The sequence below is a fragment of the Pseudomonas sp. GW704-F2 genome (assembly GCF_059423025.1).
Map to the genome: position 1 here is coordinate 21042 of NZ_JBWKXO010000037.1, position 23496 is coordinate 44537.

Annotated in this window: 17 protein-coding genes and 3 pseudogenes; 3 read left to right on the forward strand and 17 right to left on the reverse strand. The window is 62.1% G+C overall.

From position 1 onward, the window contains the following. Positions 1 to 23: 23 nt before the first annotated feature. The 6 genes and pseudogenes from AC07W0_RS24425 to AC07W0_RS24450 all read right to left on the reverse strand — a co-directional run. Positions 24 to 854, reverse strand: a complete 831-nt coding sequence (locus tag AC07W0_RS24425; RefSeq protein ID WP_102618650.1) for an ABC transporter permease — start codon at positions 852 to 854, stop codon at positions 24 to 26. After that, complete coding sequence (locus AC07W0_RS24430; protein ID WP_102618651.1) at positions 851 to 1774, reverse strand: ABC transporter ATP-binding protein; 924 nt, start codon at positions 1772 to 1774, stop codon at positions 851 to 853. The genes AC07W0_RS24425 and AC07W0_RS24430 overlap by 4 nt, the downstream gene beginning before the upstream one ends. Beyond that, the gene (locus AC07W0_RS24435; protein ID WP_057006108.1) at positions 1774 to 3012 is read right to left on the reverse strand and encodes a nitrous oxide reductase family maturation protein NosD; all 1239 of its coding nucleotides are present in this window, start codon (positions 3010 to 3012) and stop codon (positions 1774 to 1776) included. Before AC07W0_RS24435 ends, AC07W0_RS24430 begins: the two co-directional genes overlap by 1 nt. Positions 3013 to 3220: 208 nt before the next feature. Continuing rightward, a complete protein-coding gene (nosZ, locus tag AC07W0_RS24440; RefSeq protein ID WP_017849334.1) occupies positions 3221 to 5122 on the reverse strand; it encodes a TAT-dependent nitrous-oxide reductase in 1902 nt (633 codons plus the stop codon). An 11-nt stretch (positions 5123 to 5133) separates the two neighbouring features. Then, positions 5134 to 7266 carry a transcriptional regulator NosR gene (gene nosR, locus AC07W0_RS24445; RefSeq protein WP_102618652.1) on the reverse strand — a complete coding sequence of 711 codons (2133 nt, stop codon included), beginning with the start codon at positions 7264 to 7266 and terminating at the stop codon, positions 5134 to 5136. Positions 7267 to 7400: 134 nt separating this feature from the next. Next, a pseudogene (locus tag AC07W0_RS24450) lies at positions 7401 to 8366 on the reverse strand (sigma 54-interacting transcriptional regulator); the annotation flags it as partial. A 208-nt stretch (positions 8367 to 8574) separates the two neighbouring features. Here AC07W0_RS24450 and AC07W0_RS24455 point away from each other — a divergent pair. The 3 genes and pseudogenes from AC07W0_RS24455 to AC07W0_RS24465 all read left to right on the forward strand — a co-directional run. Continuing rightward, positions 8575 to 9030, forward strand: a pseudogene (locus tag AC07W0_RS24455) (hemerythrin domain-containing protein); the annotation flags it as partial. Positions 9031 to 9162: 132 nt separating this feature from the next. Then, positions 9163 to 9849, forward strand: coding sequence for a Crp/Fnr family transcriptional regulator (locus AC07W0_RS24460; RefSeq protein ID WP_046489199.1), 687 nt, complete (start codon positions 9163 to 9165; stop codon positions 9847 to 9849). After that, positions 9846 to 10037 carry a hypothetical protein gene (locus tag AC07W0_RS24465; RefSeq protein ID WP_017849339.1) on the forward strand — a complete coding sequence of 64 codons (192 nt, stop codon included), beginning with the start codon at positions 9846 to 9848 and terminating at the stop codon, positions 10035 to 10037. Before AC07W0_RS24460 ends, AC07W0_RS24465 begins: the two co-directional genes overlap by 4 nt. On the opposite strand, the gene AC07W0_RS24470 is transcribed toward AC07W0_RS24465, so the two are convergent. The 11 genes and pseudogenes from AC07W0_RS24470 to AC07W0_RS24520 form a co-directional block, all read right to left on the reverse strand. Then, on the reverse strand, positions 10031 to 11872 hold the full coding sequence (locus tag AC07W0_RS24470) for a nitric oxide reductase activation protein NorD (protein WP_017849340.1): 1842 nt from the start codon (positions 11870 to 11872) through the stop codon (positions 10031 to 10033). The two genes, AC07W0_RS24465 and AC07W0_RS24470, sit on opposite strands and share 7 nt — an antisense overlap. A gap of 65 nt (positions 11873 to 11937) precedes the next feature. Beyond that, a complete protein-coding gene (locus tag AC07W0_RS24475; RefSeq protein WP_046383075.1) occupies positions 11938 to 13359 on the reverse strand; it encodes a cbb3-type cytochrome c oxidase subunit I in 1422 nt (473 codons plus the stop codon). Positions 13360 to 13362: 3 nt separating this feature from the next. Then, positions 13363 to 13803 (reverse strand): c-type cytochrome, encoded by a 441-nt coding sequence (locus AC07W0_RS24480; RefSeq protein ID WP_017849342.1) that lies wholly within the window; start codon positions 13801 to 13803, stop codon positions 13363 to 13365. Between the two features lie 141 nt (positions 13804 to 13944). Continuing rightward, positions 13945 to 14379 carry a DcrB-related protein gene (locus AC07W0_RS24485; protein WP_046489201.1) on the reverse strand — a complete coding sequence of 145 codons (435 nt, stop codon included), beginning with the start codon at positions 14377 to 14379 and terminating at the stop codon, positions 13945 to 13947. 15 nt (positions 14380 to 14394) lie between these two features. Next, positions 14395 to 16341, reverse strand: a complete 1947-nt coding sequence (locus AC07W0_RS24490) for a type VI secretion system Vgr family protein (RefSeq protein ID WP_232589172.1) — start codon at positions 16339 to 16341, stop codon at positions 14395 to 14397. Between the two features lie 159 nt (positions 16342 to 16500). Further along, a pseudogene (locus AC07W0_RS24495) lies at positions 16501 to 16599 on the reverse strand (hypothetical protein); the annotation flags it as partial. Positions 16600 to 16727: 128 nt separating this feature from the next. Continuing rightward, on the reverse strand, positions 16728 to 17291 hold the full coding sequence (locus AC07W0_RS24500; protein WP_146013205.1) for a hypothetical protein: 564 nt from the start codon (positions 17289 to 17291) through the stop codon (positions 16728 to 16730). Further along, positions 17291 to 21601, reverse strand: a complete 4311-nt coding sequence (locus AC07W0_RS24505; RefSeq protein ID WP_256580908.1) for an RHS repeat-associated core domain-containing protein — start codon at positions 21599 to 21601, stop codon at positions 17291 to 17293. Before AC07W0_RS24505 ends, AC07W0_RS24500 begins: the two co-directional genes overlap by 1 nt. 266 nt (positions 21602 to 21867) lie before the next feature. Then, positions 21868 to 22098, reverse strand: a complete 231-nt coding sequence (locus AC07W0_RS24510; RefSeq protein WP_017849346.1) for a cytochrome C oxidase subunit IV family protein — start codon at positions 22096 to 22098, stop codon at positions 21868 to 21870. A 7-nt stretch (positions 22099 to 22105) separates the two neighbouring features. Beyond that, complete coding sequence (locus AC07W0_RS24515) at positions 22106 to 22669, reverse strand: cytochrome c oxidase subunit 3 (protein WP_017849347.1); 564 nt, start codon at positions 22667 to 22669, stop codon at positions 22106 to 22108. Beyond that, positions 22653 to 23429: a CbbQ/NirQ/NorQ/GpvN family protein gene (locus AC07W0_RS24520; RefSeq protein WP_017849348.1), complete on the reverse strand. Its 777-nt coding sequence runs from the start codon at positions 23427 to 23429 to the stop codon at positions 22653 to 22655. The genes AC07W0_RS24515 and AC07W0_RS24520 overlap by 17 nt, the downstream gene beginning before the upstream one ends. Positions 23430 to 23496: the final 67 nt, after the last annotated feature.

Genomic DNA, 23496 nt, shown 5'->3' on the forward strand with positions numbered 1-23496 from the left:
ACTCCAGCAGTCATAAAAAATCCTCACGCCGCGCGGCGGCGGAACAGCCCGTAGGCCAGCGCCAGCGGCACGGCCACCCACGCCAGCAGGCACGCCCACAGGGCCAGCGGCGGCACGTCCAGGTCCGAACCCAGGGCCATGACCCCGACGGAGTGGGTGCCCGTACCGAAACCCGAGAGGTTGATCAACCGATACACGTCGGTGGGGTTGAGCAGCAGCAACCAGGGCAGCCCCTGCGGGTTGAACTGGCCTTTGCTGAGCACCAGCAAGGCCAGCAGCGCCAGGTCGAAGACCAGCACGAAGAAGAACCACACGCCGAGCGCCAGCCCGGCGGCGGTGGATTTTTCCGCGCACAGGCTGCTCAGGCCATAAGCCAGCCCGAGAAAGCACCAGCCAAGCAGGGCCGAGGTCAGCATGAACCGGCCAAAGGCCCAGAGCAGCATGGCGAAGTCCACGTCGTCGACCAGCAACGCAATGGCGAGCATCGCGCAGCCGAAGCCGAGGACCGTGGCCAGCGCGAGGATCAGCCCATGGCCGACGAACTTGCCGAGCAGGATCTGCCCGCGCCCCAACGGATAGGTGAGCAACAGCAACAAGGTGCCGCTCTCGTCTTCGCCGACGATCGCGTCGTAGGCCAGCAACAGCGCGATCAGCGGCATCAGGAACGTCGCCAGGCTGGCCAGGCTGGCGATGGTCGCCGGGATCGAGGTGAAGCCCAGTTGCCCGGCGGCGGCGGCGCCCAGCCAGGCGATGCCGATGGCCAGCACCGCGAACAACAGGCTGATCGCCAACAGCCAACGGTTGCGCAGGCCGTCGCAGAACTCTTTGCGGGCCATGTTCCAGATCGGGTTCATAAGGCCGCCTCCTGTGCCGTGACCATCGCGCTGTCCATGTAATGCCGGTAGATGTCTTCAAGGGACGGCGGCAGGATTTCCACGTCGCTGGGGCTGTCCTCGGCCAGCAGTTGGCGCAGCAGTTGCACCTTGCTGCCGTTGTGCGCCGCCACTTGCAGCCCTTCGACGCCCCAGCGCCGGGTGACATGGCCGGCGGCGCTCCAGCGTTGTTGCAGCGATTCGACGCGCTGCAAGCCGCAGGTGCGGATCAGCGTCGGCAAGCCGGCCTCGGCGCGCAACTGCGCCAGGCTGCCCAAGGCCAGCAGGCGGCCCTGGGTCAGGATCGCCGCACGGTTGATGTGCGCCTCGACGCCCGGCAGCACGTGGGAACACAGGATGGTGCTGGTGCCGGCCGCACGCAGGCGGTCGAGCAGGCGATACAAGTCCTGGGTAGCGAACGGGTCGAGGCCCACGGTGGGTTCGTCGAGCAGCAACAGGCGCGGCTCGCCGAGCAAGGCCTGGGCCAACCCGAGGCGCTGGCGCATGCCCTTGGAATAGGTCTTGACCCGCCGCCCTGCCGCCGCAGTCAGGCCGACGTCGTCCAGCAGGCTGTCGACCTGATGCATCGGCGCGCCCTTGAGCCGGGCGAAGTGACGCAGGGTTTCGACGCCGCTCAACTGTGCATAGAACGTGACGTTTTCCGGCAGGTAACCGAGCCAGCGGCGCACGTGGGGATCACTCGGCGCACGGCCGAACACTCGCACCTCGCCGGCGCTGGCGCGCAGCAGACCGAGCACCAGCTTCATCGCCGTGGTCTTGCCCGCGCCGTTGTGCCCGAACAACCCCAGGACTTCGCCGGGGGCCAGGCTCAGGTCCAGGTCGTGCAGTACCGTGGCACGCCCATAGCGCTGGCTGACGCCTTCGATCTCGACGACATTCATCATGCAGGTTCCTTCTGAGTGGGGGCTTGCATCAGGGGGTGGCTGTCCATCACACCCGGCGACTTCATCACCGGAAACGCACGTTGCACCCAGCGCAGCAACTCGATGCCGGGGCTGTTCATCAACAGCCGCACCTGGGGGTACAACCACAGCAGGCGGTCGACGTTGTCGTTCGGCTCATACGCCACATCGCCGAGGCCATCGCCGTTGCGGTCCCAGCCGAGGTAGTCGCTCCAGTAGTTGCCCCGGCCGTCCGCCGACCATTCCTGCAAGCGACTGGCGACGTATTTGACCTGGCGCTGGTTGTCGATGAAGGCGTTGCCGGCGATGCGGTTGTCTTCGGAGCCGGCGGTCAGGTGGATGCCCACCGCGCTGCGCGCGAAGCGGTTGTTTTCGATGCGGTTGAACAGCGAGTTGTAGATGAACAGTGCCTTGCCTTCGCCGCCGGCGATCATGGTGTCGCCGGTGGAGCCGTCGCGCACATCGGTGACGACGTTGTCCTGCAAGGTCGAATAGGTGATGTAGTTCATCAGGATGCCGTAGTTCTGGTCCTGCTCGGAGCGATTGCCGATCACCGTCAGCTTGCGGCTTTGCATCAACGCATAGCCGGTGCGGGTGCGGCGGGTGGTGTTGCCCAGGACCTGGTTGTCGTTGGCAAACATGTAGTGGATGCCGTAGCGCAGGTCTTCCAGGGTGTTGCCTTGCAGCAGGTTGCCGTTGGAGGTGTCGATGTAGATGCCGTCGCGGGTGTCGCGCACGTGGTTATCGATGACGCGGGCACCGTGTACCGCGTACAGGTGAATGCCGTTGCCCCGGTCCTGCGAACGTACCGAGGTGTCACCCTGGATGCGGTTGCCGATCACGCTCACGTCCTGGGTGCCATCGACCCAGATGCCAAAGCCCTGGCCTTGCAGGCGGTTGCCCAGCACTTGCGCGCCGCGCGCCTGGGGCTGGATGAACACAGCGGCGTTCATGGCCGTGAGGTCGTCGCCCCAATCGAGGAATGTGCAGCCTTGGACGCTGACATCCGGCGCGCTGATCAGCAGGCCGTTGCCCTGCCCTTCGGCCTGGAAGATGGCGCCGGGGGCGCAGGTCAATTGCAGCGGTTGGTCGATGCGGAACGAGCCCCGGTACTCGCCAGCAGGCAAGCGCCAACGGTTGGGGCCGTCGGCTTGCAGGGGTAAGTCGGTGATGGGGCGAACGGCGGCGACCGCTCCCGCCGAAGCCACTATCAGCATCACCAGGATGACGAGTGATCGAGCCACGATGATGTCCTCTTAAAGGAAATGCGGCTAAAAGTGGGAGGGACGGTGCGACGATTCGACTTGCTCCCGATGAGGGTGTGTCAGTTGATGCATCTGTGACTGATTCACCGCCATCGGGAGCAAGTCGAATCGTCGCACCGTCCCTCCCACATTTGCCTTGTGTCGTTTCTCAAACAGCGTGTCAGGCGGGCTCGACCTTCATCCGCCCGACCATTTCCATGTGCAGGGCATGGCAGAACCAGCTGCAGTAGTACCAATGCAGCCCGGGCTTGTCGGCAATGAACGTGATCGACGAGGTCTGCTGCGGGCTGATCTCCATGCTCGCGCCGTGGTTGACCATGACAAAGCCGTGGGTCACGTCTTCGATCATGTCGATATTGGTGATGGTCACGGTGACTTCATTGCCCTGTTTGACGGTGAACTCCGAAAGCCCGTAGGCCGGGGCCATGGAGGTCATGTACACGCGCACCTTGTTGCCGTCGCGGATCACCTTGCTGTCGGTTTCCAGGTTGATCCCGTCCTTCTTGGCGATGGCCACCGTTTCGGCGAAGAATGGATCGTTGCGCTCCCAGATTTTCTTGGTCTTGATCTGGTCGCGGCGCGCCATCACACAGTCATGGGGTTCGGCGAAGGCCGGGCCGTCGTGGACCAGTTTCATTTCATCGCCGGAGATGTCGATCAACTGGTCGTTTTCCGGGTGCAGCGGGCCGGTGGGCAGGAAGCGGTCCTTGGAGAACTTGCTCAAGACCACAAGCCACTGGCCGTCGGCGTCGCGGGTTTCGGTCAGCGACGCATGGTTGTGACCGGGCTGGTACTGCACATCGAGCTTCTGCTTGATGTAGTTGACCTTCTCGCCGCCATAGGCACGGATGGCCTCGGCGATGTTCCACTTGACCACCTGGCTGTCGATGAACAGCGTGGTGTAGGCAAAGCCGCGTCCGTCGTAGGTGGTGTGCAGCGGGCCCAGGCCCAGCTCCGGTTCACCGACCACCACACCGCGCGGGTCGCTGATCTTGCCGCTGAACAGGTCGTCGAGTTTGTCGATGGCGATAATGGTGCAGGTCGGCGACAGCTTGCCGTTGGCGATGAAGTACTTGCCATCCGGCGAGGTGTTGCAGCCGTGGGGGTTTTTCGGCACCGGAATGTAGCGGGTGAACTCGCTGTCCTTGCCGTCCTCGGATTTGCGTCCGTCCACCACCGGCACCTTGACGCCGTCCACATTGATGAACTTGCCGGCCTTGATCGCCGCTTCGATGCGCGGGATGTTGAACACCACCACCCAATCGCGCTCATTGCGCATCATGCCGGCCAGGTCGGTGGCCTTTTCCGAGTTGTAGCAGGTGGCCGCTGCGTACTTGCCGGTGTAGTCCATGTCGGCGTTGTCGAGGTTGCCGTCGACGATCACCTGGAAGGCCATCTCCATTTTTTCCGCATCGATGGCGTTGAACATGGTGAAGCTGTTGCGATCCTGCAGGTCGAAGTTTCGGCCGTCATTGGGGTGCGGGATGATGAATTCGGCGTTGCAGAACACGTACTTGGTGTAGGGCACCTTTTGCAGGCGCAGGCCGTGGATGGCCTGGACATTCGGTACGGTGAGAATTTTGTCGCACTTCATGATGTCCAGGCGGATGCGCGCCACCCGGCTGTTGGCCTTGTCATTGATAAACAGGTACTTGCCGTCGTAGTGGCCGTCGGTGGTGGACAAGTGCGGGTGATGGCAATCGCCGTTGGAGTACTTGGCGCCCTCGCCGAGGATGCGCTTGCTCTCGTTGGTCAGGCCCCAACCGGTGGCCGAATCGACGTTGAACACCGGGATACGCATCAGCTCGCGCATCGACGGGACGCCCATCACCCGCACTTCGCCCTGGTGACCGCCACTCCAGAAGCCGTAGTAATCGTCGAGCTGGCCGGGTTCCACATGGATTTTCGATTTGGCGTCCTTGGCCGCCGCCGCGAAGGATTCACGGGTAAACACCGCGCCGCCGAGGGCCGACGCACCCGCCAGTACGGCGCCGGTCACCGCACCGGTGCCGAGGAAACTGCGCCGGGTCAGGCCGTCATGTTTATCGTCTGTATCGTTCATGGGTTGCTCCTTCAAGTGTTGGGATTTATCTGCACTACGGGAATCTGTTCGGGCGCCGCCTTGTTGCGCTTCTTGCGTTTGTTGATCAGCGGCGGGCATTTGTTTTCGTTGTGCCAGGTCATCTGGCAGTCGAGGCAGTAGTGGCATTCGTTGGCGTTGATATGGCCGTCCGGGTGGATCGCCTGGATCTCGCATTCCTTCGCGCACAGCTGGCACGGGTTGCCGCATTCCTGGCGCCGCTTGAGCCAATCGAACAGGCGGAATTTGCTGGGGATCGCCAGGGCGGCGCCGAGGGGACAGAGGTAGCGGCAGTAGACTTTGCGGGTGAACAGGTTGATCACCAGCAACGCCACGGCGTAGAGCACAAACCACCACTGGCGGTCGAACTTGAGCGTGATGGCGGTCTTGAACGGTTCCACTTCGGCAAAGCGTTCGGCGGTGGCCATGGATTCCAGGGAGAGGCCGAACAGCACCAGCAGGATCAGGTACTTGATCGCCCACAGCCGTTCATGCACCGCGAAGGGCAATTCGAACTGGCGGATCTTCAGGCGGCGCGCGGCCTCGTTGAGCAGTTCCTGCAAGGCCCCGAACGGGCACAGCCAGCCGCAGAACACCCCACGCCCCCAGAGCAGGATGCTGGCGGCGGTGAAGACCCAGAGCATGAAGATCAGCGGGTCGGTGAGGAACAGTTCCCAGCGGAAGTCCTGGACCAGCGCATGCACGAAGGTCAGCACATTGACCACCGACAACTGCCCCAGCGCATACCAGCCGATGAACCCCACGGTAAACACCAGGTAGCCGCGGCGCAGCCAGTGCAGCAGGCGCGGGCGCCGGGCCAGGCTGTCCTGCAGGAACAGGATTGCGGTAAGCAGCAGCAGCGCGACGCCGAGCACCATGACCTGCACCTGTTTCTGGTACCAGATGCTCAACCACAGTGGGCGGCTGGCCTCATCCAGCGCGGCTTGTTCGGCGGCGGTGGGCAGCGGCCGTTCCAGGTACTGTTCGGGCATCTGGTAAGGCAATTCGAAGCTGCTGAACGTGCCGCTGACCGGGCCGGTCTGGCGCCGCACCAGCAGTTCCAGGGTCCAGGGCGAGCCGGGGTCGAAGCCGGCCTGCGGGCGCACGATGAATACCGACATCTCGTCGAAGGCCGGGATGCCCTCGGCGTAGACATCGTCGACGCGCTGGTGGTCGAGGTCGCGGAAGCTGATCACGTTGCCGAACTGGCGCAACTGCACCCGGTCGAAAATCCCGCCGCGCACATAACCCGAACCCTTGAACGAAAACAGCCCACGGCCGAGCACGGCGATGGCCTGTTCGCCGGGTTTGAGCCCCTGCATCAGGTTGCGGTAGTGCTCTTCGCCCAGCAGGTTGCGGCCGATGCTCGGCGGGTTGATGTCGGCCACATAGAGGTCGATGAAGGTCTCATCCGCGGCCTCGGCGCCTTCGGCGGCGGTGTCCTTGAAGGCCGCGTCGACCTGCCCCCGGGTCAAATGCAGGCGGCGGATCGCGCCATTGCCGGTCAATTGTGCCCAGGTGGCGGGGTCAAACCGGTCGGTGCGGATCAACGCGACTTTCTGCGCGGTCGCGGCCTTGCCGTCGATCAGCTTGAGCCACACCGCCACGTCATGGGCCGCCCGCATCACCACTTCATTGACCACCATCGCGGTCACGGTCGCACCGGCAATCGCGTCCACCGTCACCGCCTTCGGATCGCTGGAACGCCCGACCACCACGCGCTGGCGCACATCGACGCCGGAATAGTGCGCGGTGAATTCGTGCAGTTTGATCTCGGGAATACCGATCAACAGGATCGGCTCGTGGTGTTCCAGCACGTAGGCATCGCGGATCACCCCGGCGGCGTCGAGGATCACCAGGGTGTTGATCGGCTTGCCCGAATACGCCGGGATCGCCACCACATCCAGGCTCTGAAACACGTAGCCAATGGGCTTGCCGGCAGTCGAAATGGTCCGCACCTTGAACGGCCCGTCGGGTGCGGAGACCGCATCCTGGGCGGGGAAAGCGCGTTCGATACGCTGCTGTTCGATGTCGCCGTAAGGCCGGGCCTGGGCGGTGAAGCTGGTGATGAGCAACACCACCAGCAGCGTCAGCCAGTGGCGTGTCAAGCGCGCGGAGCAAGTCATGGAGTCCCTTGAGGCGTCGGGCTGAAGATGGGACGGATGGTAGGGGTGGTGATGGCAGGTGGCCCTTGACCAGAATCAAGTCTGGCCGGTAGGTAGTGCGGCAGATACGCACAGCTGGCGTGTTGTCACACCCCTTACTTGAGCTTCAGGCGCCGCGCCAGCTTGTGCAGGTTGCTCGCGTCCACGCCGAGCAAACGCGCGGCACTCGCCCAATTGCCGGCGCAGTGTTCCAGGGCGTGGCGAATGTTCCAGCGCTGGCACTCGTCCACCGCCACCGCCAAGGGTTGGAAGGCCTCGATCGATGACGCGGGCATGGCTCGTTCCACCGCGACGGCGGCCGTGTCCAGGCCCAGAGCGTGCGGTTCCAGGCGGATCACCGAACTGCGCGGTTCGCCACGACTGAGCTGCTTCAACGCGGCGCGACTGATCACATGCTCCAGCTCACGCACATTGCCCGGCCAGGCGTACTCGAGCAGCGCCTGTTGCGCCGTCGGCGACAGTTGCAGGTCATGCAAGCCCAGGCGCTCGCGGTTGAGCTCAGCGAAATGCCGCGCCAGCAGCAACACATCCTCGCCACGCTCGCGCAACGCCGGGATCGGCAGCGGGTACACCGACAGCCGGTGATACAGGTCGGCGCGAAACAGGCCGTCACGCACGCGGTCGGGCAGGTGGCGATTGGTGGCGGCGATGATGCGGACATCCACATGCAATGGCCGATCGGCGCCCAGGCGTTGGATCTCGCCATTCTCCAGGGTACGCAGCAGCTTGGCCTGGATGCTCAAGGGCAATTCGCCGACCTCATCGAGGAACAAGGTGCCGCCGTTGGCCGCATCGAACCGCCCGGCGCGGTCGTGGGTGGCGCCGGAGAAGGCGCCCTTGACGTGACCGAACAGCTCGCTTTCGGCCAACGCCTCCGGCAGCGCCGCGCAGTTGACCTGCACCAGAGGCTTGTTGCCGCGTTGCGACAGGCGATGCAGGCGCCGCGCGAACAGCTCTTTGCCGACCCCGGTTTCGCCGAGCAACAACACCGGCAACTGCGTTTCGGCCAGCAACGCCAGCTCGTCGAGCAACTCCTGCAACACCGCGCTCTGGCCGAGGATGCCGTCGAGCGGCGCGGTCATTTCGACCCTCCTGGGGTTCAGAGCACCCTGGCAGCGTGTGGTCATGATTACCTTACTCCGGGATAAATCGTTACTTTTCAATGCGTTAAAATTGGCACGCAGCCTGCAATCACTGGTTCATACCCGTACTGCCGATGAGGAAAGCCCGATGACCGTGAGCGACTGGAACACCCAAACCCAGGACCACTTGATCGACCATCTGCTGGCGCGCTACCACGCACGTCATCGCGAGCAATTGCCGGAACTGGTCCGCATGGCGAGCCGCGTCGAACAGGTCCACGGTCAGCACCTGCAATGCCCCAACGGCCTGGCCGACCTGCTGCTCGACATGCAGCAGGAACTGGAGAGCCATATGCTCAAGGAGGAACAGGTATTGTTCCCGATGCTGCAAATGGGCATGGGGCCGCAGGCGTCGACGCCGATCCAGGTGATGCGCTACGAGCACGACCAACACGCCGAGGCCCTGGAGCAGCTGTTGAGCCTGACGAACCAGATCACCCCGCCGGCCGAGGCCTGTAATACCTGGCGCAGCCTGTACCGCGAGCTGAGCGCCTTTCATGCCGACCTGCGCGAACACATCCGCCTGGAGAACGACATATTGTTTGCCCGGGCCGCGCCCAGCCTCGCCGCGGCCCGCGCATAGCGCACTTTCGCAAGCGTTCACTGCGACGATCGTGCAGCGTTGCCTGTGCGCTGCCCTTGTCGTAGATCAAGTACGGCCGACGCCAACAGGATTAACCTTGGGTATCCCTTCCCGATATTCCCCGAGGTCAAGATGGTGCTCCATCGTGTTCATCACCAGATCCTGCGCAGCCACCACTTGTTCGAACCCCTGGACGAGGCGCAGTTGAACGAACTGATGAGTAGCAGCCAATTGCTCAGTGTCGACAAAGGCGAACCGCTGTTCCGCCAGGGCGAACCGGCCGATGCGTTCTACTTCGTGATCGCCGGCGCGGTGAAAATCTACCGCCTCACCCCGGACGGCCAGGAGAAGGTGTTCGAGGTGATCGGCGAACGGCAGACCTTCGCTGAAGCCATGATGCTGATGGATACGCCCAACTACGTAGCGTGCGCCGAAGCGGTGTGCCCCACGCAGTTGTACCGGCTGTCCAATCTCACCTACATGCGTTTGCTGCAGAGCAACAGCCGCCTGACCTTCGCCCTGCTCGGCAAGTTGTGCGTGCGCCTGCACCAGCGGGTCAACGAGATCGAAACCCTGTCGCTGAAAAACGCCACCCACCGCGTGGTGCGCTACCTGCTCACGCAACTGGTGCGCTTGCAAAGCACCACCGACTGCAGCTTCGAGCTGCCGATGGCCAAGCAACTGATTGCCGGGCACCTGTCGATCCAGCCGGAGACGTTTTCGCGGATTATCCGGCGCTTGATCGACGAGAAAATCATCACCCAGGACGGCCGGCAGATCGCAATTCTCGACCGCCCGCGCCTGGAGCAATTCGAGTGAAAACCTGCCTGGTCTGCCAGCACGGCAATGCCGTGGAGCGCGACCTGTGCGAGCGTTGCGCCACACCGCTGCCCGAGGCCCACGCCAGCACCCAGGCGCGCCGACTGAAGCGTTTCCAGTGGTTCTGCCTGGGCCTGACGCTGTTCTGCGTGGTGATGTTCTTCTGGTTGCCCAGGGACTTTTACTGAGTCTCGGTCAACTGCCGATACAGCTGCGGCAGGCGTTGCGGTAATTGTTCCGGGCGATGGATCAGGGTGAAACCATGGGCGCCGAACATGTACGGCAGATAGTCGCCGGCCTGTTTGTCGATGGTGATGCAGAACGGAATCAAGCCCTGGCGCCGCGCTTCGACCACCGCCTGGCGCGTGTCCTCCACGCCGTAACGTCCCTCATACAGGTCCAGGTCATTGGGCTTGCCGTCGGTGATCAACAACAGCAACTTGCGCCGCTGCGGGCAGGCGCCCAGCAACTGGGTAGCCTGACGGATAGCCGCGCCCATGCGCGTGTAGTAGCCCGGTTTGAGGCCCTGGATCGCGCCGCGCGTGCGGTCGTCATAGGCTTGCTGGAACGTTTTGAGCACCTGCAAGCGCACCTGGTGCCGCCGCAGTGAAGAAAACCCATACAACGCAAAGCGATCCCCTGCCCCGGCCAGGCTTTCGCCGAACAGCAGCAGGCTGTCGCGTATCACATCGATGACCTTTTGCTCATCGTTGACATGGGCATCGGTGGACATCGACAGATCGGCCAGCAACAGGCACGCCAGGTCGCGGTGGGTGTGGCGTTGTTCAAGGAACAGCCCGCGTTCGGCGCAGGCGCCCTGCTGGCGCTGCACATGAAAATCCAGCCAGGCCTGCAGGTCGACCTCTGACCCCTGGGGCTGCTGGCGCTGCCATTGGCGGTCGGTGCGCAGGCTCTGGAATTGCCGGCGCAAGCGCTGGGCCTGGGCCTGCAACCGCGCGGGCAAGGGTTGCGGTGCGTCGCAACGCGGCTGCATCAATTGCAGGTTGACGAAGCCTTCCTGCAAGCACTGCCGGCGGTAATCCCACTCGGGCAACTTGATGCCGTCGCCCAAGGGGATGTCGTCGACATCGGCGGGCGGCAGATCCAGGTGCAGCTTGAGCCCGCCGCTCTTGCGCACGCGCTGGCGCGACAGGCTCAACTGGTCGAGGTCTTCGGCGACGCGGGCGGCGTCCGGGTCCTGGCTGTCGTCGGACCAGCGATCGAGGTCGACGTGTTCGCTCCAACTGAACAGGTTTTCCAGGCGCACCACCAGCAGGCCGCCATCGCGGCTCGCGTCGTCAACGCGGGTGGCACGCTTGGGCCCGCCTTGCTGCTCGCCGGGCGGGGCTGAGAGGTCGTCGCCCTCCTCCTCCAGGTCGGTATTTTGCGCGGTGTCCAACTGCAGCGCCGGGTACAGCCATAACGGCAACGGCCAGGCGGCCCGTGAACTGCGCGGCAAGTGACGCACGCTGCCGGGTTCGCGCAGGGCCTTGCGCAAGGCCCGCTCCAGGGCGGCTTCGTCGGGTTTGAGGCTGGCGGGGTCGGGGCGCAGTTGCAGGTGCGCCTCCACCAGGCGTTGGTAGCGCGGCAGCATCGCCGGGTAGCGCTGCAACAGCAGCCAGGTCCAGCGTTGGTTGTCGCGGGCCCAGTGGCTCATCGGCCCGGCGTGGGCCGCGAGCAGCGCCAGCCAGCGGTACAACTCGTGATTCAGCGCCGCGTCGGGAAATACCGCCAGGCGTGCCGGCAAGCGCAAGCGGTTACCGTCGCAGGACGCCAGGGGGGCTTGCTTGCAGGTGCCGGCGATACGCATCAACAGGTTGCGGCGCAGCAACAGGTCGCGCTCGCAGGCCGCCTCCAGCGCCATCCCGCCAGCGCCGCCCAGGGCGCGGAACAACAGGGCCAGGCTGCGCTGATGGTCCGTCAGCGCGACCTGCGCCTCGGGGAAATCGACATTGGCACGGCGGGTGATGAAGCGGTGCCAGACGCTGCCAACCCACTCTTCCAATTCCAGGGTAAAGGCCATGAGCCGTGCTCCAAACGTAAAACGGCCCGCTGTACCAGCCGGGCCGCCGTCTTAGGGATTGACGATCAATACACAATCGGCGCCGGCGCACCGGCGACGGCTTGGCGTTGGCGGAAGCTGTATAGGTAGCAGAGCAGCCCCAGCAGGAACACCACGCCACTGGCCAACCGGGCCCAGAACAAGACGGTCAAATGCTCGACCGTGGCCATGAACGGCAAGGCCACACCGTCCGCCGGCCAGCGCTGCAACCACACCTGCACCACACCGGCGGCGGTGAGGAGCAAGGTGATCATCACCATCGACAGCACCATCAGCCAGAAGCCCCAGATTTCAATGGTCTGCGAACGCGCATCGGGCGCTTCGCCGAGGCCGCGCAAGCGTGGCATGGCGTAGCTGATCAGGGTCATCACGATCATCGCGTAGGCCCCGAAGAACGCCAGGTGACCGTGGGCCGCCGTGAGCTGGGTACCGTGGGTGTAGAAGTTGACCGGTGCCAGCGTATGCAGGAAGCCCCAGACCCCGGCGCCGAAGAACGCCGTCACCGTGGTGCCCTTGGCCCACAAGGTCGCCGCGCGGTTCGGGTGCTGGCGCCGCCGACGTTTGACCATGGTGAAGGCGAACATCACCATCGCCAGGAACGGCAGCGGCTCCAGGGCCGAGAAGATCGAGCCGACCCACAGCCACACCTCGGGTGCGCCGATCCAGAAGAAGTGGTGCCCGGTGCCGATGATCCCGGTGATCAAAGCCATGGCGATGATCACGTACAGCCATTTCTCCACCACTTCACGGTCGACGCCGGTGACCTTGATCAGCACGAACGCCAGCATCGAGCCCATGATCAGTTCCCACACGCCTTCTACCCAAAGATGCACCACCCACCACCAGTAGAACTTGTCACGTGCGAGGTTGCCGGGGTTGTAGAAGGAGAACAGGAAGAACACCGCGAGGCCGATCAGGCCGGTCATCATCACCATGCTGACCGTGGTTTTGCGGCCCTTGAGCAGGGTCATGCCGATGTTGTAGAGAAAGCCCAGGCACACCACCACGATGCCCATTTTGGTAATGGTCGGTTGCTCGAGGAACTCGCGGCCCATGGTCGGCAGCAGTTCGTTATGGGTCAGCTTGGCCAGTGCCGCATAGGGCACCAACAGGTAACCGAGGATGGTCAACACCCCGGCTGCGGCAAACACCCAGAACAGCAAGATCGCCAGTTTGGGGCTGTGCAGCTCGCGGTCGGCCTCCTCGGGTATCAGGTAATAGGCGGCGCCCATAAAGCCGAACAACAGCCAGACGATCAGCAGGTTGGTATGGACCATCCGCGCCACGTTGAAGGGGATCAACGGGAACAGAAAGTCGCCCACCACGTATTGCAGGCCCATGATCAGGCCAAACAGCACCTGGCCGACGAACAGGATCAAGGCAAACACAAAGTAGGGTTTGGCCACGGCCTGGGATTGGAATTTCAGATAGGGATTGGCGCTGCGCATGGCTCAGCCCTCCTTGTTGGGTGGCCAGTTATTGGTATCGATCTTCGAGCTCCATTTGAGGAACTCGGCCATATCGTCCACCTCCTGGTCGCTGAGGTTGAATTGCGGCATGGCGCGACGCCCCGGCACCCCAAGGGGCTGCATTTTCATCCAGGCGTGCAGGAACGGCTTGAACCCTTCGTCACCCCCACGACGCTTGAACACATTGCCCAGCTCCGGCGCAAAGTACGCGCCTTCGCCCAACAGGGTGTGGCAACCGACGCAGTTATTACGCTCCCAGACGCTCTTGCCGCGGATCACCGATTCAGTGAGCTGGTCGACATTGCTACGGGCGGGAAAGGTTTGTTCGGTGTGGTAGGTCAAGGCCAGGAAAATCAGGAAGAAGAACACGCTTCCTCCGAAATAGATGTTCCTGGCCATGCCCTTGGTGAAGGTCTCTGACATGGTCGCTTCCTCATGGCTTGGCGGGGGTCATGATAGGAAGGTGGGGGGTGAAAACCGCTTGATGGCGATCAAGAATTGTTGATCGGGGTGGTCAGGTATTCTTGGGGGGATTGAGTAGCAGTCGGTTTGGCTCCGTGTGATTCAGGGTGTGGCGAAGAAGCTAAGCGTGCTCTTTAGCGTTGCCCAGTGAGCCGCTTCGGCGGGCCCGAGGGGTTGGGTCTTGACGTAACTCAACGCGATCAGGCGGCGTGTGCCCGGTAGTTGCAGCGCCAACTGGTACTGGTAAAAGCTGTCGCTGCCTTTGTTGAAACTGTTCTGCACTTCATAGGCATCGACATCCAGTGCGGCCCCCACCTTTATGGCTTGCACTGGCGAGTAACGAAGGTACTTCTCCTGTTGTTCGAGCGTCTTGAGCTGCGCTTCGAAGTTACTTTGCAACGTTTCGCCGTCCGCCAGCGGGCTACGGCTGACGACCAGCGTGGTGCCCAGGTGGGCGAACTTGAGGATATTGATCGAGGCATCCTGTAAGGCTGCATCGGGCAAGGTGAATTGGGCTTCATTGATCAAGTAGTTCATGGTGCAAGTATCTCGTTATTGGCCGGCGCCCGGCTTGTCCGCAAATGTTGATTCGACGGCGTTATGGATAGTGGCTCGCACACCCTGCTGACCGGGTGATGTGCCCTCGTCACTGCCCTGGTTGATATCCAGTTTGCCTTGTGTCTGGATCTTGCTGCTGCCGGAGGAAAACAGATTGAACGAGCCACAGGTCAGGTTGATGGCTCCGTCTGCCGTGAGCTCAATCACACTGTCGCCGCACACCAGGCGAATACTGTCTCCAGCTTCGATGGTATAGCGCGTGGCGGCGCTGTCAGACTTGGCGCCGCCCACCAGCACGGTGTCGTTGTTGCGCACTACGCGCAGGCGATTAGCGCCAATCGTCACCGTCTCGTTGTGCCCGATGCGCTTGTTGCGGTCATGCCCCACCGAATGGCTTTCGTCCACTTCGACGACGACGTCCTGATTCCTCTCGGCATGGATATACACCTGCTCCGACCCCTTCTTGTCCTCCATGCGGATTTCATTGAAGTTGGCCGGCGTGCCGCCCTTGCTCGAGCGACTTTTCATGCCGCTCTGGGTCGCGTTCTCCGGCAAATCGTAGGGCACCGTCTGCTCCGCGTTGTACACCCGCCCAGTAATAATCGGCCGGTCCGGGTCGCCTTCCAGAAAGCTCACAATCACCTCCTGGCCGATTCGTGGGATCTGCATCGAGCCCCAGTTCTTGCCGGCCCAGGATTGCGATACGCGTATCCAGCACGAGCTGTTTTCGTTGGACTGGTCGTGGCGGTCCCAGTAGAAATGCACCTTCACGCGGCCGTACTGGTCGGTCCAGATTTCCTCGCCTTTGGGGCCGACCACCAGCGCGGTCTGCGGGCCTTTGACGATGGGGCGATAGGTGTTGGCCAGCGGGCGGAAGCTTTGTTGGGCGTCGATGCAGGTCAGGCTGCTGTCGAACTGCGCCGAGCTGGAGCCGCCGCCGCTTTCCAGGCTTTCCTGAACGATGTAATAGCGGCAGCCGACGATCAGGTATTCGCGGTTCTGGTCCTGGCGGCTGAAGCCGGTGAGGCTGAACAGGTGGCCGGAACCGAGGCCGCGGGCGTTGCCGTTGAATTCGATTTGTTCATGCAGGGTTTGCAGGGCTTCGATGCGGGTGCGCGCGTAGTGTTCGCCGTCCGCGCTTTGCACGTAGGTGCCGGGGTAGTCGTACAGCGGGTAGTCGCCGGCGGCGTGCGGGCGCGGCATCGCCGAGCGCACGTCGATGCTCGCGCTGGGGCGCTGGAAGTCGTAGTCGTTGAGCTCCAGCGAGCCCGGCTGCACTTGCTGGGCCAGGTGCCAGTTGTACAGGTGGTCGCGTTCGCGTTGCTGCTCGTCCTTGGGGTAGTACGGAATCGACACGTAGCCCGGCACCGTGGCGTGGGCGCCGTAGGCATCGGCCAGCACCAGCACGTGGCGGTCCTGTTCATGGCGAAAGAAATAGTAGATGCCTTCCTGTTCCATCAAGCGGCTGACGAAATCGAAGCTGGTCTCGCGGTACTGCACGCAGTATTCCCACTCGCGGTACGGCCGGCTCAGGGCGTCTTCGAAGTCGGAAAAGCCGAGGTCGCGGAACACCTGCTTGATGATCTGCGGGATGCTCAGGTTCTGGAAAATCCGGCAGTCCGACGTGCGGCTCAGCAGCCACAGCCACGGGCGCAGCGTCACCTGGTAGCTGGCGAACTGGCCCTGGTCGATGCTCTGGCTGCACTGCGCGACGATGCCGTGAAAGTGCCGCTCGCCGCCGTCCGCCAGTTGCACGCCGACGCTCATCGGCTTGCCCAGCAACTGGTTGAGGTCGATGTTGGCGTCCAGGGAGGTCAGTTGCAGCTCATAGGCGAACAGCCGACCCAACTCTTCGCCGCCACCCATTTGATTGAGCAACAGCACGTCCGGCCCGAGGGGGCTGGTGATTTTGGCCAGGCGTGAGGTTTGGTTGAATAGCATCGGTTAACCCGTAAATTGCGTAATAGCTGAAGAAACCGGCTGCAAATGTGGGAGGGGGCTTGCCCCCGATAGCAGTGTGTCAGTTGATGCATCTGGTGACTGATTCACCGCCATCGGGGGCAAGCCCCCTCCCACATTTAAACCGCATTCCAACAGTCGTTATTCGGTGTCGCTGAAGTCGTAGTGCAGTTCGTTTTCCCGGCTACTGATCCGCACACCCGCCAGCGCCTTGCCTTCGAGCATGCGCGAGAGGAATTCATGCCCTTCAGGACCGTCTTATTTGTGCCTTTTTGCACTCGCTTAAGTGGCCGAAAAATAAACAGACTAAATAACAAATAGACCTATCCCGTCTTACGCGCCTGAGCGATAAGCGCTGAGTGATAGTCTTAGTCATTAGGCATAAGAACCTCACTAATATCAGCGCCTCTTAATTTTAATGATTTTATTGCGCTCTTTATTTCAAGTGCGGTTTCGATGCCGAGAATAATGGCCGGGCTTTTTTCTTTCCCGCTACCGAAGCCAATACTTGTGAAAAACATTCCATATTCTAGACGCTTCCCAGTTTCTTGATAGAAACTCGGGATGGGAACCACACAGTCAAAATATTGACCACACGTACTACAGAGATCTTCCAACTGTTGAGCACTGTATTTAATGATTTTTTGAGGCTGCATCATGAATAGCTGATTTTTTTCATTGACTAATGAAAATCCAACACTCAATTTTAAATTTTCGATGTATTCCTTGAAACGTAGCGACGCGATGAAGCGCCCATCATAAGTTGCACCAATATCAGCTTTGTTTGGTGTTTTAAGTTCTCTAGGCAGATAATTTTTATCAATGCAGCAACCACAGGTTTTGCAAAAAATACTATCAGGTGCTCCATCAAAAAAGTACGCGTGATTATCTATAGCGCTTAAGTCGTAGGCAATGGTTAAGAACTGAGTCACTACTTTAGCCCCTGGTGTTGTATGAAGAAGTCAAAAACAGCATCTTTGTATTGTGCACCCTTACCTTTGTAGAAGTCAGCAAGCGCTCTGAGCCTTTCAGTCCTGGTGAAATTCAACCGTATTTTTTTTCCGCTGTTACCTCGTTGAGGCCGCATATGCACGGTGCTGCCATTGATGTTTTTTGTTTTTCCGACTAAGAAGTCATTCATATCACGGTGAAGCTGTTTGTGATCAGTGTCGGTAAGTTTCGTCAGATTTTGGTTATGTTTTCCCCCCATGAATTTTGGATCGGAGTGATGCCCATGGTGACCACATGCCCAGCCAAAAGGATCGATCCATGTGACCGGGTTAGGGGCATACTGATAAAGGTTGAACCCACCCATCAGGTCAATAGGGTCGGTTGTTGTAAAGCGGCCTATATCGGGATCATAAAACCTAAACGTATTAAAATGCAGCCCCGTCTCCCGATCCAGATACTGCCCCTGAAACCGCAAATTCTGCTCTTCAATGAAGTAAGGTTCCCGCACCTCCTCCCGCGTATTGCCCCACACCCGATAAGTCGCTCGCCAGATGTCGTGGCCGTCGGCCTCGGTGAGTTGCTCCGGCAAGCCGTTCAGGTCGTTGTGGTAATACCGCACGCGTTGGTGTTCACCTTCACCGTCGACCCTGGCGAGTGGCTCGTAGCTGTCGCCATCGTAGAGATAAAGGCTGGTCTGACTGTGTTTATGCTCCTGCAACAACCGCAGGCCATCCCAGGTGAACCGGGTTTCGCCCAGCGGATAGCCATCGCTGCCGTGTTCAGTTTTTTCAATGCGCCGACCCAACGGGTCATAGACCATCCTAACCACGCTGCCGTTTTCATTACGCACTTCAACCAACCGGCTTTCGGCGTCGTAGGCAAAGCGCTGCAAACCTCGTGCAGCGCTGCGCTTTTCAACCATTCGCCCAAAAGCGTCGTAGGTATAGCGCTTGTCTTGATACGTCAGCAGCCGGTTATGCCGTACCAGGCCGCCTTGTTGTGGCCCGTCGAGCAGGTTGGCCGCCGCATCGTAGGCATAGGTTTCGATCCGGCCTATCTGTTGGCTGACGAGGATACGTCCGCTACTGTCGTAGGCCAGGTGCTCTTGGCGATCGGTACGGCGGCGTCCGATCAGGTTGTCGCTGGGGTCGTAGCTGTAGTGGGTTTCGACCAATGGCGGCAACTGCCACGGCTGGTCGATGCTGCGCCGCTGGCGTGAGCGGACCCGGCCACTGCGGTCATAGTCGGTATTTGTTCTGAGTTGACCCTGGGTGCGTTGCAGTTCGCGGTGCAGGCGGTCGCGTTCAAAGTCGCTGATGACGTGGCCGTCGAGATTCAGCTGATGCAGGTGGCCGCTGCCGTAGTACAGGCGATTGAGCCAGCGTCCGTCAGGCAAGTGGGTTTGAGTCAGGTTGCCCAATTCGTCGTAATGGTGTTGCAGACACCCCGCCGAGCTGTGTTCTTCAAACAGTTGCCCCAGCGCGTCATAGCTAAAGCCAAGTGCTTGCTCGCGACCGTCGAGAGCGGTGAAGGTGACCGCGACCAGTTGGTCGTTCAGGTCGTGCTTATAAACGGTGGTGCCGTCGGCGGTGACTTTGCTGACCAGGCGCCCGAGCGGGTCGCGTTGGAACTGGTGTGTCAGGGCGTCTACCGGCTCGCCTTCGGTGCCCGGCAGGTAACCGACGGCGACGACGTTATCCAGCGGGTCATAGGCATAGCAGCGCCGACTGTGGTCGAGGTCTTGTTGCTGCACCAGGCGATCGGCCGCGTCCCACTCAAAGCGATAGCTTTCGCCGTTTTCATTGGTCAGTTTCAGCAGTCGCCCGTAGGCGTCGTGGTCGAAGGTGACGCAGCGGTTGTGCGCGTCCCAGCGTTGTTTGACCTGGCCGCGCCGGTCGTAGGCATAGCGGGACGTGTTGCCGGCGGGGTCGACATAGCCCGTCAGATAACCACTGGCGTTGCGCTGGAAATGCTCAAGGCGCCCGTCCGAAAGTCGGCATTCCAGCAACAACCCTTGCCGGCTGTACTGATAGCGCACCGACTCACCTTCAGCATTGGTGTGCACCACCACATTGCCGAACGCATCGTACTGGTAGCCGGTGGCGTAGCCCGAGCAATCCACCTCCTCGATCAGTTGGCTCCACTCGTCCCAGTGCAGCTTCCGGGTTTTGTCGGTGGCATCGATGATCTGCACCGGCTGGCCGAAATCGTCGTAGACATAACGGGTGCGGTTGCCCAGCGGATCGATCTCTTCGATGCAGTTGCCATGCCGGTCGTAGCGGTAATGCCAACGGTTACCCGCCGGGTCGGTTTCCACTTCGGGCAATGCCCAATGCGCCAGCCACTGGGTGTTGCTGATCCTGGCCAGTGGATCGGTCACTGCGCTCAGGTTGCCGGATTCGTCGTAACTGAAGCGCCACTGGCCGTTTTGCGGATCAATCGCGCCGAGCAATTGGCGATCTTCGCTCCATTCGAACTGCCACGTATGGCCCAGGTTATCGACGTAGCGGGTGATCTGGTACTGCGGGTTCCAATAGCGTGTGCTGACCCGTTTCAGGCCATCGGTAACGCGCGTGATACCGGCATCCAGGTCGTAATCGAAGGTGAATTCATCGCCGGCGTCGGTCCAATGCCGGCTGACCCGCCATTCTTCACCCTGCGGGCCAGACACTGCGCGCCATTGGTAGAAGCAGCGCAAGCCACTCGGCAGTTGGTGTTCGACCATGCGCCGCGCGCTGTCGTAAGCAAAACGTCGTTGGCTCGTGCCTTGTGCGTCGAGGACTTCGGCCAGGTCGCCGTGGGTGTCGTAGCGATAGCTGACCAGCACGTCGCTGCGCCCAGCAAAATGTTGCCGATGCAGGTAACGGCGCTCGATATGGCTCACGCGCCGCGGATGCTCGACGGTGTAGCTCACGTCGACATGCATCAGCGCATGGCTGTCGCGCAGGCGACACAGGCGCCCCTGGGCGTCGTAATCCAGAAAGAGGCGCCCTTCGTTGCGATCACCCAGCAGATACAGGCGCATCCGCAAGGGGTTCAGAGGGTCGGGCTCGAAGAGCCGATACAGGCCGTCGATACTTTCGATCAGGATGGCGCCGTCGGCGCTGCGCCTGACCGCAAGGCCTTCGCCGGGGCTGAAGGCGCCGCCTGACAACGGGAGGTAGCCGATGTCTACGCGGCGCCCCTGTTCGTCGATGTAGGTGAGGTGTTCATCTTGATCGATCTCGACGGCGACCTCATAGGCAACGCTCCAGCCGGCGCCGAAAAGGCCGTCGTGGCGTTGATCGAGGCTGCTGTAGAAGCGCTGCCAGTCGATGGGGAGCAGGCCTGGCAGGACGAAGTCCAGTTCTTCTTCGGCGCCGAGGATTTTGGCCCCGGTCGGGCTATGCACCGGGTTGGGCGAACCGTTGACCGCGCTGTTGAGTGCCGAGGTGAGCTTGCCGGTTCCATACGCCACGGCCCCGCCCGCCAGCGCGCCGCCGGCCAGGCACGGCAATTTGCTCCAAAAGCCTTTCACATTGCCGCGTAGCGCAAGCAGCGCGGCAATCGCCAAGCCGACGCCCGGTGTCTTGCCACTGCGAATTTCGCGCACCACCACGGGGTCGCCACCGATACGCACATCGGCAGAAATCAGCCCCTCGACGCTGCCGATCTTGGCGTCACACGTGCTGCGGTCACCGCTGCGTGCGGCCGGTTGCCCGTTGATGAAGACCGAACTGGAACCCTCGGCAATAAATTGCTCGGGCATGGGCGGGTGCTTGGTGCAGGCGACCGTGTCCAGCGGACACGGCACGGTACCGGCAGCGGGTGTGGCGACCGTCGGGCGCCACAGTTGTGAGAAAAATCCCTGTGCGATGTCCAGAAAACGGGGGGCCGGTGGCTCACTGGGCGCGATCGGCACAGCCATCATCTGTCCGGCGGCCCGGGCCGCCGGTTTGCCATTGATGAAAACGTCGTTTGAGCCGCTGGTGATAAAGGCCTCGATCACCGGCGGAAAAACCCAGTTGGCGGCGGTTTCGCACCAACTGGAGATCTTCACGTCAGCCCCCGAGAGCCCGGCGCTGATCCCCACCACCGCGCCGACCGCCAGTCCCAGGGCGACGCATCCAACGCCACCTGTGGCAATGGTCACGCCGGTCGCTGCGGCAATCAGCGCGCCAGCGGCCAGGCAGCCCACGGACGTGATGGCGGCATAGGCGGCGACTTCCAGCACACCGCCGAGAACATCGGCCATCATTGAGGTGTGCAGCAGCGCGTCGCCTTCGCGGGCGGCCCAAAACGCGTCAGTCATGACCAGCAATCCCTGCCTGAAAAGGCCGGAATCAAATCACGCGACTAACGTGTTGCTCAGGTGAGACTTTCCGAGGGAGGCGTAAGAATTCTCCCAAAGCAGGCGGAGCGGAGGTGCCTGCGATGCAGACATCTCAGTCCATCAGGTCCACCCAGGCGATGCCATCGCAGGCAAGCCAGCTCCCACAGGTGACCGGGCCCGGCTTCCAGGATCAGGTCGGCTATACGGCCGCCTCGCTTCGGCTTTTGATCTTGGGCGCCCCGAGCCTAGACAAGCCCCACCACCAACACCAGAACCACCGGCCAGCCCAGCACCAGCCGACGCCAGAACCTGGGAGCATGCCGCAACTCCATGAACCCATCGGCAATCAGCCACGCCTTGACCACCGCCAGCAGCAAAACCGCCAGCCACAGCCCGGAGCCGCCGGCGAGCACGGTGCCGACGCTGAGCACGACCAACGTGGCCCAACACACGATCAGCCCTTGGGAAATGGACATCGGTACCTCATCCAATCACGTAAACCAACGGAAACAGCACCACCCACACCAGGTCCACCATGTGCCAATACAACACCCCCGACTCCAGCCCGCCGACCGACAGCCCGCCGCGCCAGCAGCCCAGCGCCAGCCACGCGAGAATCACCATGCCCAGCAGCACATGCAGGAAATGGAACCCGGTCAGTAGCCAGTACAAGGTAAAAAACGTGCTGTGCTCCAGGCCCAGCCCGGCAGCGCCGAGGTGGGCGTACTCGGTGAGTTTGATCGCCACGTAGACCAGCGCCACCAACAGCGCCGCGACGAACAAGCCGGCGCCGCGCCGCCAGCGCTGCAATCGCACCTGCTGCAACGCCAACGCCGCGAGCAGCCCGGCGGTCAGCAGGCTCAAGGTCATCGCCAGCCCGGTGGAGGTGTCCAGTTGCGCGCGCCCTTCGGCGAACACCTCGGGCTTGAGCACCTGGGTCACGGCGAACGCGAGGATCAGAATCGCGAACACCGACAACTCGGCGAGGATGAAAAACCACATCGCCAGGTCGCCCGGCAGGCGGCGCGGTTCAGGCAAAGTACACATCGACCACGTCCATCAAGGCGGTCACGGTGTGCGGGTCGTCCGTCAGCGCCTCGGCCAGGCATGCCAGGCAGGCTTCGCGAATGGGCATGCCGGCGGCGATCAGGCGCGCGGTGAAAATCAGCAGACGCGTGGAGGCCACTTCTTCCAGGTCGTGTTGATCGAGGCGGCGCAAGGCCTGGCCGAGGCGCACCACCTGGGTCGCCAGGGCAAGGTCCACCTGGGCCTCGCGCGCCACGATGCGCGCTTCGCCCTCGACGGCCGGGTAATCGAAGCGCATCGCGACGAAACGCTGGCGGGTGCTGGGTTTCATGCCCTTGAGCAGGTTCTGGTAACCGGGGTTATAGGACACCACCAGCATGAACGACGGCGGCGCCTTGACCACTTCGCCGGTGCGCTCCAGGTACAACTCGCGGCGGTCGTCGGCCACCGGGTGCAGCACCACGGCGGTGTCCTGGCGCGCCTCGACCACTTCGTCCAGGTAGCAGATGCCGCCTTCGCGCACGGCACGGGTCAGCGGGCCGTCCTGCCACCAGGTGCCCTCGGCGCCGATCAGGTGACGGCCGATCAGGTCGGCGGCACTCAGGTCGTCGTGGCAGGCCACGGTGTACAGCGGCAAGTTCAGACGATGCGCCATGTGCTGCACGAAACGGGTCTTGCCGCAGCCCGTGGGGCCCTTGATCAGCACCGGCATGCGGTGGCGCCAGGCGTGTTCGAACAGCAGGTGTTCATTGTCCAGGGGTTGGTAGAAGGGCTCAGTCATGACAGGCATCCACAGCGGGTTTGATGGCCACGCTAAGGGCGCCTGCGACAACCTGGCAAGCACCGCC